Origin of the sequence: Nocardiopsis sp. MG754419 (assembly GCF_018207095.1) — a bacterium.
Taxonomy (GTDB): domain Bacteria; phylum Actinomycetota; class Actinomycetes; order Streptosporangiales; family Streptosporangiaceae; genus Nocardiopsis.
In genome coordinates this window covers 1-13,444 of record NZ_QOCZ01000065.1, presented here as the reverse complement: position 1 = coordinate 13,444, position 13,444 = coordinate 1, and the positions used below count along the sequence as shown (strand labels likewise).

General features: G+C 69.7%; 13 protein-coding genes and 1 pseudogene. 6 read left to right on the top strand and 8 right to left on the bottom strand.

What is annotated here, in order from left to right:
* The first annotated feature begins 221 nt into the window (after positions 1–221).
* The 4 genes from DSY14_RS14510 (at position 222) to DSY14_RS14495 (ending at position 3,528) form a co-directional block, all read left to right on the top strand.
* Positions 222–1,064 (top strand): biotin--[acetyl-CoA-carboxylase] ligase, encoded by an 843-nt coding sequence (locus DSY14_RS14510; protein ID WP_211717077.1) that lies wholly within the window; start codon positions 222–224, stop codon positions 1,062–1,064.
* 73 nt (positions 1,065–1,137) lie between these two features.
* Positions 1,138–1,659: a PH domain-containing protein gene (locus tag DSY14_RS14505; RefSeq protein ID WP_211717076.1), complete on the top strand. Its 522-nt coding sequence runs from the start codon at positions 1,138–1,140 to the stop codon at positions 1,657–1,659.
* 131 nt (positions 1,660–1,790) lie between these two features.
* A complete protein-coding gene (locus tag DSY14_RS14500; RefSeq protein ID WP_211717075.1) occupies positions 1,791–2,786 on the top strand; it encodes an adenylate/guanylate cyclase domain-containing protein in 996 nt (331 codons plus the stop codon).
* Between the two features lie 106 nt (positions 2,787–2,892).
* Positions 2,893–3,528 (top strand): MBL fold metallo-hydrolase, encoded by a 636-nt coding sequence (locus tag DSY14_RS14495; protein ID WP_211717074.1) that lies wholly within the window; start codon positions 2,893–2,895, stop codon positions 3,526–3,528.
* Positions 3,529–3,740: 212 nt separating this feature from the next.
* Here the strand turns inward: DSY14_RS14495 and DSY14_RS14490 are convergent, their stop codons facing one another.
* The 3 genes from DSY14_RS14490 to DSY14_RS14480 all read right to left on the bottom strand — a co-directional run bounded on the left by DSY14_RS14490 (position 3,741) and on the right by DSY14_RS14480 (position 5,452).
* Entirely contained in the window at positions 3,741–4,499 is a 759-nt protein-coding gene (locus DSY14_RS14490) for a cyclopropane-fatty-acyl-phospholipid synthase family protein (RefSeq protein ID WP_211717073.1), read from the bottom strand.
* A 378-nt stretch (positions 4,500–4,877) separates the two neighbouring features.
* The gene (locus DSY14_RS14485; protein ID WP_211717072.1) at positions 4,878–5,147 is read right to left on the bottom strand and encodes a type II toxin-antitoxin system RelE/ParE family toxin; all 270 of its coding nucleotides are present in this window, start codon (positions 5,145–5,147) and stop codon (positions 4,878–4,880) included.
* Positions 5,144–5,452: a type II toxin-antitoxin system prevent-host-death family antitoxin gene (locus DSY14_RS14480; RefSeq protein ID WP_249187888.1), complete on the bottom strand. Its 309-nt coding sequence runs from the start codon at positions 5,450–5,452 to the stop codon at positions 5,144–5,146. Before DSY14_RS14480 ends, DSY14_RS14485 begins: the two co-directional genes overlap by 4 nt.
* Before the next feature lie 337 nt (positions 5,453–5,789).
* Between DSY14_RS14480 and DSY14_RS14475 the strand changes: the two genes are divergently transcribed.
* Entirely contained in the window at positions 5,790–6,032 is a 243-nt protein-coding gene (locus DSY14_RS14475) for a hypothetical protein (protein ID WP_211717071.1), read from the top strand.
* 29 nt (positions 6,033–6,061) lie between these two features.
* Positions 6,062–7,468 carry a tetratricopeptide repeat protein gene (locus DSY14_RS14470; RefSeq protein ID WP_211717070.1) on the top strand — a complete coding sequence of 469 codons (1,407 nt, stop codon included), beginning with the start codon at positions 6,062–6,064 and terminating at the stop codon, positions 7,466–7,468.
* Positions 7,469–7,762: 294 nt separating this feature from the next.
* On the opposite strand, the gene DSY14_RS14465 is transcribed toward DSY14_RS14470, so the two are convergent.
* The 5 genes and pseudogenes from DSY14_RS14465 to DSY14_RS14445 all read right to left on the bottom strand — a co-directional run.
* A complete protein-coding gene (locus tag DSY14_RS14465) occupies positions 7,763–8,884 on the bottom strand; it encodes a DNA alkylation repair protein (protein WP_211717069.1) in 1,122 nt (373 codons plus the stop codon).
* 295 nt (positions 8,885–9,179) lie between these two features.
* Positions 9,180–9,974, bottom strand: a complete 795-nt coding sequence (locus DSY14_RS14460) for a succinate dehydrogenase/fumarate reductase iron-sulfur subunit (protein WP_211717068.1) — start codon at positions 9,972–9,974, stop codon at positions 9,180–9,182.
* Positions 9,971–11,932: a fumarate reductase/succinate dehydrogenase flavoprotein subunit gene (locus DSY14_RS14455; RefSeq protein WP_211717067.1), complete on the bottom strand. Its 1,962-nt coding sequence runs from the start codon at positions 11,930–11,932 to the stop codon at positions 9,971–9,973. The genes DSY14_RS14460 and DSY14_RS14455 overlap by 4 nt, the downstream gene beginning before the upstream one ends.
* A gap of 22 nt (positions 11,933–11,954) precedes the next feature.
* The gene (locus tag DSY14_RS14450; protein WP_374224017.1) at positions 11,955–12,776 is read right to left on the bottom strand and encodes a hypothetical protein; all 822 of its coding nucleotides are present in this window, start codon (positions 12,774–12,776) and stop codon (positions 11,955–11,957) included.
* A gap of 402 nt (positions 12,777–13,178) precedes the next feature.
* Positions 13,179–13,444: pseudogene (locus tag DSY14_RS14445) on the bottom strand (hypothetical protein); the annotation flags it as partial.

Sequence of the window (13,444 nt, the reverse complement as noted above, 5' to 3'; positions counted from 1 at the left end):
CGCCGAGGATCCCGCGGACCTCCGATCCGGCCGGTCGGACGCCGCAGGCCCGGCCCACCGGGCCGGGTGCCGGGGTGCATCGTGGGACCGGCGTCCGGTTCCGCCGGCGGGTGGGGGCCTCGGGTCATCCGCGGGACGCGGGCCACGGCCCGGTGGTCCTGGGCGGGGGAACGCGGGGGAAGGTGTGTCCGGTGGGGCGTCGGCGCTGCTGTAATGGGGCCATGACCGGTGAACACAGCAGTGAGATCCCTCCCCTGGACCAGGCCGCGCTCACGGCCGCGGTGGTGCGTCCCGGCGGGCTGTGGCGGGACGTGGAGGTCGTCTCCGAGGCCGGCTCCACCAACACCGAACTCGTCATCCGGTCCAAGGTCGGTGCCCCCGAGGGGACCGTGCTGGTCACCGAGCACCAGACCGCGGGCAAGGGCCGACTGGGACGCGGGTTCACGACCCCTGCGCGGGTGGCGCTCACCTTCTCCCTGTTGGTGCGGCCCACCGTCGCGTCGGACCGGCTGGGCTGGGTGTCCCCGATGATGGGGGTGGCCGCCGTCGCCGCCGTGCGCGCGACCACCGGTGTGCCGGCCGCGCTGAAGTGGCCGAACGACGTGCTCGTGCCGGGGGAGGACCGGGACGGCAAACTCGCCGGGATCCTCGCCGAGGCCGACTTCTCCGACCCCGGCCGGGTCGGTGTGGTGGTGGGCATGGGCCTCAACGTCTTCCAGAGCCGGGACGAGCTCCCCGTGGAGACCGCCACCTCGCTGCGGGCCGAGGGGGCCGTCGGATCGGAGCGCGAGGCCCTGCTGTGCGCGGTCCTGGCCGCGTTCGAGGAGCGGTACACCGCCTGGACGGATGCGTCGGGCGACGCCGAGGCCAGTGGGCTGGCCGACGACTACCGTCGCGTGTGCGTCACCCTCGGCCGCCGGGTGCGGGTCCACCTGCCGGGCGACCGGGTCCTCCAGGGCACCGCCACCGGTGTGGACGACCAGGCCAGGCTGGTCGTGGCGGGACCGACGGGGGAACGGGCGCTCAACGTCGGCGACGTGGTGCACGTGCGCCCCGGGGACTGAGGGAGGCCGACGTCGTCCACAGCGAAATTCCCCCTTCTCCCGTGGCGCGGAAGCTTGTGTCATTATCACCGGTATGGCTATCGCGGACCGCTATCTCTCCGACGACGAGGAACTCGTCCACGTCGCACGGCAACACTGGACCCTTCTCGCGGGTGAGTTCGTGCTGCTGTTCGTTATCGGCGCGGTGGTGGGCGCCGCGCTGTTCTTCATGCCCTGGAACGAGGAATGGAGCCTCATCGCCGGGGGCGTCGTGGTGGCCGTCGGGATCGTCGCGGCGTTGGCCTTCTGGTTCGTCCCCATGCTCAAATGGGCGACCACCGTCTACATCCTCACCAACCGGAGACTCATGATGCGTGACGGCATCGTCTCCAAGCAGGGCCGCGACATGCCCCTCACCAGGGTGAACGACGTCTCGTTCAACATCACTCTGTGGGAACGGATCATGCGGTACGGAACGTTGTCCATTCAGTCGGCATCCGAACAGGAGGGCATGGTCCTTCAGCGGGTGCCCAAGCCCCAGTGGTTCCAGTCGGAGATCTACCGCCAGGTCAACGCGGCCCAGCGACCGGAGTACCCGGCAGGCCCACAGGGCTGACCAGCGATTTCGTCTTCCGGGTCCTGCGGGGCTTGGGAGTAGGCTGGAGTCGGAGCCAAGGCCGTGCCCCCGGGCCGGTGCCAGAGAGATTGCTCCCCGCTCGGCGGGGAAGGTCCCGTGAAAGAGAACGTATGCCGTCGCGTCCTGACCCGAAAGCGATCGAGTCCGTCCTGCTCGGTGGTGAGGCGGTCTACACCAGGGAACAGGCGGTCGAGCTCGCCGGAGCCGATCCCGAGCTCGCCGGACGCGTCTGGCGTGCCCTGGGCTTTCCCACACTCGGTGACGACTCGGTGATGTTCGCCGAGAGCGACGTCGAGGCCCTGCGCATCGCGCACTCCCTACTGGAGGAGGGCGTCCTCGACGAGGAGGGCGTGGTCCGTTTCGCCCGCGCCATGGGTCAGACCATGGCCCGTCTGGCCGACTGGCAGACCAGCATCCTCAGCACCCTCATCTTCAAGGAGGGGAGCGAGAACCCGGCGGCCGGCCCGTTGATGAACCAGGTCAAGGAGCTGCTGCCGGACGTCGAACGGCTGCTGCTGCACATCTGGCGTCGCCAACTCGCCGCCTCCACCGCGCGCACGCTCGCGGTGATGTCCAACGGCAACGACACCGTCCCGAACTACTACCCGTTGATCGTGGGCTTCGCCGACCTGGTCTCCTTCACCACGCTCAGCCGCGAACTCGACGAGATGGAGCTCGCGGGGGTCGTGGAGGGCTTCGAGGCGACCGCCGCCGACATCGTCGCCTCCGGGGGCGGACGGGTGGTCAAGACCCTCGGCGACGAGGTGCTCTACGTCGCCGACTCACCGACCCAGGCGGCCGACATCGCGCTGCGCCTGGCCTCGGGGGTCAAGACCCACGTGGAGGTGCCCGACGTGCGGGTGGGCGTGGCCTACGGGCCGGTCCTGACCCTGCACGGCGACGTCTTCGGCACCACGGTCAACCGGTCCAGCCGGCTCACCTCCTTCGCCCGCCCGGGCACCGTCCTCATCGACGAGGCGCTCGCCGAGAGCCTGGAGGGGGAGGAGGGGCTGCAGGTCGTCCAGGTCCGCGCCCGTCACGCGCACGGCCTGGGCCTCATCCAGCCCTACACGCTGCGTCGCGACTTCGACGCGCCCAACTCCTGACACACCCCCTGACACACCGGGGACGCCGACACGAACAGCGTGTGCGCGGGGTTCACGCCCGATAGGCTCGAGGCTCCTGCCCCGCGAGACGTCAGGTGGTGAGCTTGTGAGTTCCCAGTCCCCCGTCCAGCGGCTACGCACCTCGGGAATCTTCAGCCTGGAGGGTGCCGAGTCCGAAGTCGAGAACAACGTGTGGATCGTCGGTGACGACGAGACCGCGGTGGTGATCGACGCCGCCCACGACCACGAGCGCATCGCCCGCGGTCTGGGCGATCGTGAGCTCATGGCGATCGTGTGCACGCACGGGCACAGCGATCACGTCAACGCGGCGGTGGACCTGGCCGACCTCACCGACTCCCCGATCCTGTTGCACCCCGACGACGCCGAACTCTGGCACCAGGTGCACCCCTACCGGGAACCCGACGCCCCCCTGCTGCACGGAGAGGTACTGAGCGCGGGCGGCATCGAGTTGACCGTCCTGCACACACCCGGCCACACCCCCGGTGGGGTCTCCCTCTACGCCCCCGAGCTCGGGGTGGTGTTCACCGGAGACACCCTCTTCCCCGGCGGTCCCGGGGCCACCGGCCAGCCGGCGTCGGACTTCCCGACCATCATCACCTCGATCCGGGACCAGCTCACGGTCCTGCCCGGTGATACGGTCGTGCATCCCGGGCACGGCGAATCCAGCACCATCGCCGAGGCCGCCGCCCGCCTGGAGGGTTGGGCCGATCGCGGGTTCTGACCTCGCCCCCGAGCGGCCGTGGACCCGCCTCGGACGCTTGGGGGACGTGGGATCGGCCGGTGGCCCGCGCGAGGGCGCTTCCGCAGGTCGATGATCGAGGTCGAGGACCGGGCCGTGGTCCCGGTCCTTCCCGGCCAGTCTGGACCCCCGACTTCTTGTCGGATCACTCGAGGAGCTGGCCACCGTAACGTTGGCAGCAACGTGAACGCCGATCAGTCGCGCGCGCCAGAGGCCGCGGCGTCGTGCAGGACGAAGGTGGCGAACCCTAGCTCGCGTCGGGCGCCGCTCAGCCAGGCGTCGCGATTCTCACGTGCAGCGGCGAATGCCTGGTCACGATCCTCGGTCGTCGAGGCCTCCCGCACGGCCCAGTCGACGAGCGACCCGGTCCAGCTGAACTGGTAGTGGTCCCACTCGGCCAACGTGCTGACGTGCCCGTACGACGGCTCGAACCCGTGCTCATGGATGGCTCGCACGAGGCCGGCGAGGTCGGGATAGGCGTCGGCGGAAACCTCAAGCGCTGCCAGCGCAGAAGCCGACGGGGCGCCCTCCCAGATGCTGTCGCCGATCAGCGCTTGGCCACCGGGGCGCAGGTGCCGCCGGACAGCGCCCAGCATGTCCTCCAGCCGGCCGAAGGCGTGGCTCGCACCGACGCACAGCACCACGTCGAAGACCCCGTCGTTCCAGGTGGCGGCATCCGTCTCGATCCAGCGCACCCGGTCGCTCAGTTTCCGCTCGTCGGCACGCCGCGCGGCAGTGGTTGGGAGCATGTGGTCGATCCCTACGCCAGTGATTCCGGGGTGGGTGAGCAGCAGCTCCTGCAGCCACTCGCCCTCGCCGCACCCGAGGTCAACGGCGCGGGCACCGTCGCTTGGGCTCAGCCAGCCGACCAGTTCGCGTAACCGCTCGGGCGCCACCGGCGCCGCGATCGGATGGCGCAGGTGGGCAATGTCGAAGATCTCGGAGCGCTCCATCTCAGCGACGCTACAGTGGCCTGCTTCTGCCGGAGCTCCGGTGAGCCGCAAAGTAACCGATGAGTAGCTTCGGGACGATCCGGCGTTCATCCCCGGTCACTACTTCTGGAAACGAATGTTTCCGGAAGTACCGAGCTCCGCCGCAGGGGTGCCGCGTCCTGAGCGCCGGATCCTGTTCCGATGTTCCTCAACCCCCGAACCGAAGCGGAGGTCAGACCGTTAACGGGATTTTCTTCCGGGATCCTCCTCGCCCCCCCGTTCCCGTCCGGGGTGGCGGGGGTGTGGGGGCAGCGAGTCCCCGCATGCACCAGACCTGAACTCGGGTGACACGTCTCGCACGCGTAGCACCCGTGCGAGACGTGCGAGAGGTTCGTGCCTTCACAGGTCGCGGTAGACCTCGCGGCGGTGGGCCACGCTCAACATCAGCACGACCAACTCCCCATCACGGATCGCGTACACGATCCGGTAGTCGCTCACCCGCAGGCGCCAGGAGTCGGTGTCCCCCTTCAAGGGGATGCTCCCGGCCGGGCGGGGATCGGTCGCCAGCTCCCGGATCTTGCGCATGATGCGCACCCGCACCGGCCGGTCGAGCTTGTCGAGTTGCTTGTAGGCCTGGTCGACGAAGGTGACGGTGTAGGGCTCGCTCACCGGCCCAGCTCGTCTTCGTTCAGCCCGACACGGCGCATGACCTCGTCGAAGGGCAGGGTCGTGGACCGTCCGGCCTCGATGTCGGCCAGGCGCTCGGCGGCGATGCGGGCGTCGCGCTCGTCCAGCAGCTCCTCGTAGTGATCGACCATGTCGGCGGGGACGATCGCCGCGGCCCGCTGGTGGCGGCGGCCGCGGGTGACGAAGGTGACCTCGCCCCCGTAGACCGCGCGGTTGACCCGCTCGGAGAAGTGGTCGCGGGCCTGGGTCACGGACAGTTCGTGCGCGTCGCTGGTGTCGGTACTCATGTCGTCCATCATGCCCCATTCGGACGCCAACATGGCGTGGTTGGCGTTATTGGCATGATCCTTTGCCTGTGGTGCCGGCCGACATCCCGGGGTGGTTCTCCCGAACACCCGGCAGCAGGACGAGTATCCCGTGAGTAGCTTCGTCGGGCCCTGCTACGGATCTCCCGGCTCCGGGAGGCATGACTACAACCGCTGTGTAGAAGGCAGAATCGATCTATGCGACGAACACGCCCGTGGACACGCACCGTCCCTTCGACAGTCTTGCTGGTGGAGTTGGGCGGCCCCCTGTCGCAGCCTGGTGACCTCGTACCTGTCCGGCTTGGGGGCGGTGACCCCGATGGTCGAGAACCGCATGGGCGACAACCGCGGGGTCTCCATCCAGGCCGGTTCCATCAACGGACCGGTCAACGTGAACTTCGCACCCGCCGCACCGTTCCCCGGGTGGATGGACACAGCCCGGCGCGTCCGGGACTGCGATCCTGGTGAGCTGGGTGCCCACCACTCCATCCCCGGGTCCGAGGACAAGGGTCTGCCCCCTACGTGGCCCGGGACGTGGACGACAGACTCGACCGGTGCCTGAGTGCGGCCGCGGCCTCATCACGCGGGGGGATGGTGCTGGTGGCCGGCGCCTCGACCGCGGGCAAGACCCGCGCGCTCGCCGCCTCCCTGGTCCGGACCCTGCCCGGCCGGATGCTGGTGAACCCGCCTCAGGACGCCGACCTGCGCCCCCTGCCCGCCTGGCTCAAAGACAGGGCTGAGCAGCCCCCGCAGGGGTGGGTGATCTGGTTGGACGACCTGGACCGCCACCTGGCCGCCTCGGGGCTGACCCCCTCCCTGGTCGCCGAACTGGGCCGGGCCGGCGCGGTGGTGGCCGCCACGATCCGAGCCAACCAACTACGAGCCCTGCGCCCAAGCGCCACTGACGACCACGGCCCCGCCTCGAAGGGGGTGGGGTATGAGGTCCTCAAGACCCTGCCGGTTGTCGTCGATCGCCGCTGGAGCTCGCACGAGCGTGAGCGGGCCCGGGCCAGCAAAGACGAACGCCTGGTCCGAGCCGCGGACGATGAGCGCTTCGGGGTGGCCGAGCATATGGCCGCGGGACCCCGCCTCCAACAGGACCGGTTCGAAGGTGCCGACGGAGGCCATCCGCGCGGCTATGCGTTCGTGGCCGTCGCGGTGGGGATAGCCCAAACCGGGCTGTCCAGCCCGTTGACCCGTGACCAGATCCACGCCGTCCACACCGCTTATCTACCGGGGGCGCCGCATCTGCCCGAGGACGCCGATCGGGCCTGGGAATGGGCCACACGGCGGCGCAGCGGGCGGGCCGGGATGCTGGTGCCTGCTGACTCTGAGGGCCTGCGGTGGCGGGCTTTCGACTACCTCACCAGCCCGGATTCCTTGCCTGAAGCGATCTGGCGGATCGCCTTGCAAGAGGCCGGTGAGCAGGACCGCTACACCATCGGTATCACCGCCTTCAGGGCCAGGCGGAACGACATCGCCAGAACAGCCTGGTCCCCCTTGGTAGAGCGGGGCCACCGCCAAGCGATGTCCAGCCTCGGGTTCCTGATGAAGAACGCGGATCAGGTGGACAAGGCTGAATATTGGTACCGCAGGGCCGCCGAACAGGGCGACCTCGACGCGATGTTCAAACTAGCGGTCCGGCTGGAAGACGCGAAACGGTTCGACGGGGCTGAGTACTGGTACCGCAAGGCGGCCGAGCGGGACGACCCCGACGCGATGTTCAACCTCGGGGTCATGTTGTACGAGGCGGGCGATGAAGGGCAGGCCGAGGACTGGTGGCAAAAGGCCGCCAAACGAGGCCAGCCCGACGCCATGTTCAACCGCGGGTACCGGCTGTACGAGGCGGGTCGGAACGATGAGGCCGAGGAGTGGTGGCAAAAGGCCGCCAAACGAGGCCAGCCCGACGCCATGTTCAATCTTGCGAAGCTGCTGGAAGCGGCAGGCCATCCGGGGCAGGCCGACTTTTGGTGGACACGGTTCCGGAACAGGAAGTAGCAATCGGCCTGTCACCGAACCGTCGCTCAGGTCACGGCTCTACCGCCAGATCCTGTAGTGATCCTCCTTGACCCCCAGGCTCTCCGGGGCACGGGGACCGGTCACCGGTCCGCGTTCGGACGCCTCCGATGGTCGAGGATGGTGGACACCCCTCGCCGGAGCACCGGCCGGCCCCGTGCCGTTCCGGGCCTTCCTCAGGGGGTGCCCTTCCGGCCGCTCCCCGACCCGCCCGGTGACCCGGGGGCGCCCTCCCGGCGGTGCACGCCGGCCCCGGCGTGATCGCCTCGGCCTGGTTCACACACGGAGGTCGAAGGCGGCGGACGCCTTGATCAGCCCGTTGACCTGGACCTCGACCAGGTGATCGCCCGGGTGGTACGTGCGGGTGCTGATCGGCCGCACCGGGTGCTTCTTCTCCAGCAGCCGCCGTTCCCCGGCGCACAGCTCGACCCTGGTCCACTTGAACACCTTGCGGCCCCGGGAACCGTCGGCGCGCACGTGGTGCACCGCGTAGTCGATGACCACCGTGTGCGGTCGGGTGTCGACGTTCTCCAGCTCCACCCGGACCAACAGGGTCCCGCCCAGGTCCAATGCCCGTGGCGACAGCGTGAGTCCGTGGGCGAGGACGTGCTCGCCACCGGTGGCGCCCACCAGGGCCAGAGCCCGCTGGTCGCCCTCCTTGATGAGCGTGCGCAGCCCGTGCCGGAGGGTCCACGCGGTCTCGGGGGTGGGGCTCTCCCGGGTCCACCGTTCGGCCAGGTCCAGGACCAGGTCGGGATGCGCACGGGCGATGTCGTTGAGGTTGTTGGCCACCGAGGTGCGCACGTACTTGGAGGGGTCGCTGCGCAGGTACTCCAGGACCTCCAGCACCGGGGCGGGGTCGACGACGAACGCGGGGAGTCGGCGCGCCCACGGCAGCCGGGGCCGGATGCCCTCGCTGGCGAACCGGCGCACGTTCGCGTCGGGGTCGACGGCGCAGGCGCGCATCAACGCCATGGTCGGTGCGTAGTGGCGCTGCACGAACGGGCGGACCGCGAACTCTCCCGTGTGACGGCGCGTGATCTCCACCAGCGCGGGCAGCGAGGCCTCGGGGTGGTCGAGCCCGTACTCCTCCACGAACCGGGCCACCGCCATCAGGTGGAACCCGTCGTTGAACATGCCGTCGTCCTCGCCCAGGGGGTCCTCCAGCGCGGCGACCAACACGGCGACGGCGTCGGGGTAGTGCTCGGGCAGGCGGTCCCGGAGCCCCTGGGACATGACCAGGACCCGGTCCTTGAGTTCCAGGGGGCCGACCCGTCGATCCACCTCGGCGACGTAGGAGTCCACGTCGAAGTCGGGACGCACCGCCCTGATGGACGTGCCGAGCCTTCGCGCGGCCGCTCCGTCGATGTACTTCTTGAGGCTGTGGTCGGTGGCCATACCCGCGTGCTCCTGTCATCGACGAAGGGGAGGGCAAAGCTATCCCGCGCCGACGACGAAGTCGAGAAACGCCCGAAACCCCGGCACCGCACCGCCATCCGGGCACGCGGGCGACCGTCGGCCGCGAGGGCGGACACCCCCGCCGCGTGGCCCCACGGCCCCGGCCTCCCCGCGCGGGGAGACCGGGCGCCACCGCTCGGTGCGGTCGGTGGGGGAGTGCCGGCGCACCACGACCCGCGCCGACGGCACGACGGCCCGCCGGCCGGCGGGCCGGACGAGCGACGCCGCCTCCGGCTCACTCCTCCCGTGTGCGGGGCGCACGGACGTTGGGCACGATCGGGGTGTCCCGGGGACGGATCCCGATCGTGGAGCCCAGCCACACCAACGGGTCGTACTTGCGGTCCACCACCCGCTCCTTGAGCGGGATCAGCGCGTTGTCGGTGATGTGGATCCCCTCGGGGCACACCTCGGTACAGCACTTGGTGATGTTGCAGTAGCCCATCCCGAACTCGTCCTGGGCGATCTTCCTGCGGTCCGCCGTGTCCTCGGGGTGCATCTCCAGCTCGGCCACCCGCATGAGGAAACGCGGCCCCGAGAAGTGCTCCTTGTTCTCCTCGTGGTCCCGGATCACGTGGCACACGTTGTTGCACAGGAAGCACTCAATGCACTTACGGAACTCCTGGGACCGTTCCACGTCCCTCTGCCGCATCCGGAAGTCGCCGGGAGCGGTCTTCGGGTCGGGGGCGAACGAGGGGATCTCGCGCGCCTTGTCGTAGTTGAACGACACGTCGCACACCAGGTCCCGCACGACCGGGAAGGTGCGCATGGGCGTCACCGTGATCACCTCGTCCTCGTCGAACACGCTCATCCGGGTCATGCAGGACAGTCGTGGCCTGCCGTTGATCTCCACCGAACACGAGCCGCACTTGCCGGCCTTGCAGTTCCACCGCACGGCCAGGTCCGGTGTCCGTGTGGCCTGGAGGCGGTGCAGGACGTCCAGCACCACCTCGCCCTCGTTCACCTCGACCTCGTACGTGGTCAGTGCGCCCTCGTCGGATCCGCGCCACACCCGGAACGTCCGCTCGGTCATGCCGTGCCCTCCTCGGTCGTGTCGATGCCGTCCCCGACGGCCCCCGGGGTCTCCTCCGCGGGCAGTTCCCTCGGTGTGAGGTACTTGGCCAGCTCCTCGCGCTCGAACAGGCGCAGCAGCCCGTCGGGGACGTCGGCGAGGGCGCGTCGGGTGAGCTCCACCCGCGCGTCGACCGCGTGCGCGACCAGGTTCACCCGCCGCCACTCGGCCGACATCGCGGGGAAGTCGTCCCGGGTGTGCCCGCCCCGCGACTCGGTGCGCTCCAGTGCCGCACGGGTGACGGCCTCCGACACCAGGAGCATGTTCGGCAGGGCCAAGGCCAGGTGCCAGCCCGGGTTGTACACACGGTCGCCCGGAGCGCTGAGCACCTGCACCCGTTCGGCGAGCGCGGACAACCGCTCCAGGGCCACCGCCATCTCCGGCCCCTTGCGAATGATCCCCACCAGGTCGTTCATGGTGTCCTGGAGCTCGGAGTGGAGCGTGTACGGGTTCTCCCCGTCGCCCTGCTTGAGCGGGGCCAGCGAGGAGCGCACCGCCACCGCCACGGCCCCGTCCAGCACGCCGGGGGTGGGTTCCCGGTCCGCCAACGCGTCGACGTAGGCGGCGGCGCCCAGCCCCGCCCGACGGCCGAACACCAGCAGGTCGGACAGCGAGTTGCCACCGAGCCGGTTGGAGCCGTGCATCCCGCCCGCGACCTCACCGGCGGCGAACAGCCCCGGGACGTCGGAGGCGGCGGTGTCGGCGTCGACCCGCACACCGCCCATCACGTAGTGGCAGGTGGGACCGACCTCCATCGGTTCCGCCGTGATGTCCACGTCCGCCAGCTCCTTGAACTGGTGGTGCATGGACGGGAGCCGGCGACGGATCTCCTCGGCGGGCAGCCGGGTCGACACGTCCAGGAACACGCCGCCGTGCGGCGAGCCGCGTCCCTCCTTGACCTCGTTGTTGATGGCCCGCGCCACCTCGTCGCGCGGAAGCAGCTCCGGCGGTCTGCGGTGGTGCGCCGGGTCGTCGTACCAGCCGTCCGCCTCCTCCTCCGACTCGGCGTACTGCGACCGGAACACGTCGGGCACGTAGTCGAACATGAAGCGCTCGCCCTTGGAGTTGCGCAGGACCCCGCCGTCCCCGCGCACGGACTCGGTGACGAGGATGCCCTTGACCGAGGGCGGCCAGACCATCCCGGTCGGGTGGAACTGGACGAACTCCATGTTGATGAGGCCGGCGCCCGCGCGCAGGGCGAGCGCGTGCCCGTCCCCGGTGTACTCCCAGGAGTTCGAGGTGGTGCGGAACGCCTTGCCGATACCACCGGTGGCCAGGATCACGGTGGGCGCCTCGAACAGTACGAACCCGCCGTCCACCCTTCGGTAGCCGAAGGCGCCGACGACCCGGCCGTCGTGGCCGGGTTCGCGGAACAGGTCGGTGACGGCGGTCTCCGCGAACACCCGCAGCCGGGCGTCGGGGTCCCCGTACTCGACGGCGTCCGCCTGCTGGAGGGCCACGATCCGCTGCTGGAGGGTGCGGATGAGCTCCAACCCGGTCCGGTCGCCCACGTGGGCCAGGCGCGGGTACTCGTGCCCGCCGAAGTTGCGTTGGCTGATGCGCCCGTCGGCGGTGCGGTCGAACAGGGCGCCCCAGTACTCCAGCTCCAGGATGCGGTCGGGGGACTCGCGTGCGTGGAGCTCCGCCATGCGCGGGTCGTTGAGGAACTTGCCGCCGCGCAGGGTGTCGCGGAAGTGCACGGTCCAGGTGTCGTCCGCGTTGGTGTTGCCCAGCGCCGCCGCGGCTCCGCCCTCGGCCATCACGGTGTGCGCCTTGCCGAAGAGCGACTTGGAGATGATGGCGGTGCGTTTGCCCTGTTCGCGGGCGGCGATCGCGGCGCGCAGGCCCGCGCCGCCCGCGCCGATCACCACGACGTCGTAGGCGTACCGGGTGACCCCGGCCTCTGTGTTGGGGGGCATACGGTGTCTCTTCCTTCCCCGCTCAGTTGAGAATCCGCAGGTCGGTGATGGTGCCACTGGAGACGAGCGCGATGTAGGCGTCGGTGGTCATCAGTGAGGCGATGCTGAGCCAGCCGAACCACATGTGCCGGTTGTTCAGCGTGGAGATCCGGGACCACATCCAGTACCGGACGGGGTTGCGGCGGAAGCTGCGCAGTCGGCCGCCCATGATGTGCCGGCACGAGTGGCAACTGAGGGTGTAGCCCCACAGCATCAGCACGTTGACCAGCATGATCAGGTTGCCCAGGCCGATCCCGAAGCCGCCTTCGGTGCCGTGGAGGAACGGGACGAGCATGTCCCAGGTGTTGATGACGGTGATGGCGAAGGCGACGTAGAAGAAGTAGCGGTGCCCGTTCTGGGGGAGCATGAGCGGCCGGGTCTCCCCGGTGTAGCTCCGGTGCGGTTCGCGGACCGCGCAGGCGGTCGGCGCCTGCCAGATCGAGCGGTAGTAGGCCTTGCGGTAGTAGTAGCAGGTCACCCGGAACAGCAGCAGGATCGGCAGGCTGAGCAGGGCGTACGGGAAGAACGGCGGGAACTCCCAGGGGACCCGGCCGAAGAGCGAGGCGTCGGGGACGCACTGCGCGGCCAGGCAGGGGGAGTAGAAGGGTGTCAGGTAGTGGTGTTCCTGGACCCAGTAGTGGTCCTGCTGGAACACCCGCACGGCCCCGTACACGAGAAAGGTCGTCAGGCCCAGGGTCGTCAGGATCGGGCCCACCCACCAGCGGTCGGTGCGCAGGGTGCGTTCGGGGATGCGCGCCCGCCCGCCGGGGCGCGTCGTTCGCGTCGAGGTCACCGTGGTCTCCACCTCCTGTGGAGAGGGGCCGGGCCGGGAGACGGGTGCGGGCCCACGCCCTCCCATGGCCGTGACCGCTCCCCGGGTTCTGGACGGCTGCGGGAGAAGCAGTAGCGAACCGGTCTGCTACGCAACGCTAAGCCGATGTGATCACGGTCACGTCCCAGAGCTCGCGATTCTGCCCGGAAAGAGATGTGATATGCGCCACTTTTTTGTGCCCCTTGGCGACGGAATCCCTCTCCACCTGCACTTTCGGCACGCGCGGCGTTCTCCGGTGCCACTGGTGCGAAAGTGGTCGGAGTTGATATAGGGGTCCACGCGTCTCATGGGGTTTCTGGGGTGAAAACGGAACCGCCTCGACGGTCGGGCTCCGCGCGGCTCCGGGCGGCGACGGCGCACCCACGACGGGGCGGGTCAGGTGCGGGGGTGACCGTCGTCCGGTTCCTCGATGTGACGGTGCGCGGGGCCGCCCGCGTCGGCGGCGGAGATGAGGACCTCCAGGTCGGGTCCCAGATCCTCCGGAGACATCGCCAGCAGGTAGGCGTTCAGGTGCCGACGGAAGGCCTCCGCCGAATGCGAGGGCTCCACGTCGAGGAGAGCGGTTCCCGCGACCTCATCCGCGACCTGGGCCGCGGTGAGCTGGACCTGGCGTTGATCATCCTGCCGCTGCACAGCAGCGA

Coding starts and splice junctions, on each gene's coding strand:
- DSY14_RS14510 (WP_211717077.1), top strand. CDS start 222: ATGACCGGTGAACACAGCAGTGAGATCCCTCCCCTGGACCAGGCCGCG.
- DSY14_RS14505 (WP_211717076.1), top strand. CDS start 1,138: ATGGCTATCGCGGACCGCTATCTCTCCGACGACGAGGAACTCGTCCAC.
- DSY14_RS14500 (WP_211717075.1), top strand. CDS start 1,791: ATGCCGTCGCGTCCTGACCCGAAAGCGATCGAGTCCGTCCTGCTCGGT.
- DSY14_RS14490 (WP_211717073.1), bottom strand. CDS start 4,499: ATGGAGCGCTCCGAGATCTTCGACATTGCCCACCTGCGCCATCCGATC.
- DSY14_RS14480 (WP_249187888.1), bottom strand. CDS start 5,452: ATGAGTACCGACACCAGCGACGCGCACGAACTGTCCGTGACCCAGGCC.
- DSY14_RS14475 (WP_211717071.1), top strand. CDS start 5,790: ATGGTCGAGAACCGCATGGGCGACAACCGCGGGGTCTCCATCCAGGCC.
- DSY14_RS14470 (WP_211717070.1), top strand. CDS start 6,062: ATGGTGCTGGTGGCCGGCGCCTCGACCGCGGGCAAGACCCGCGCGCTC.
- DSY14_RS14465 (WP_211717069.1), bottom strand. CDS start 8,884: ATGGCCACCGACCACAGCCTCAAGAAGTACATCGACGGAGCGGCCGCG.
- DSY14_RS14460 (WP_211717068.1), bottom strand. CDS start 9,974: ATGACCGAGCGGACGTTCCGGGTGTGGCGCGGATCCGACGAGGGCGCA.
- DSY14_RS14455 (WP_211717067.1), bottom strand. CDS start 11,932: ATGCCCCCCAACACAGAGGCCGGGGTCACCCGGTACGCCTACGACGTC.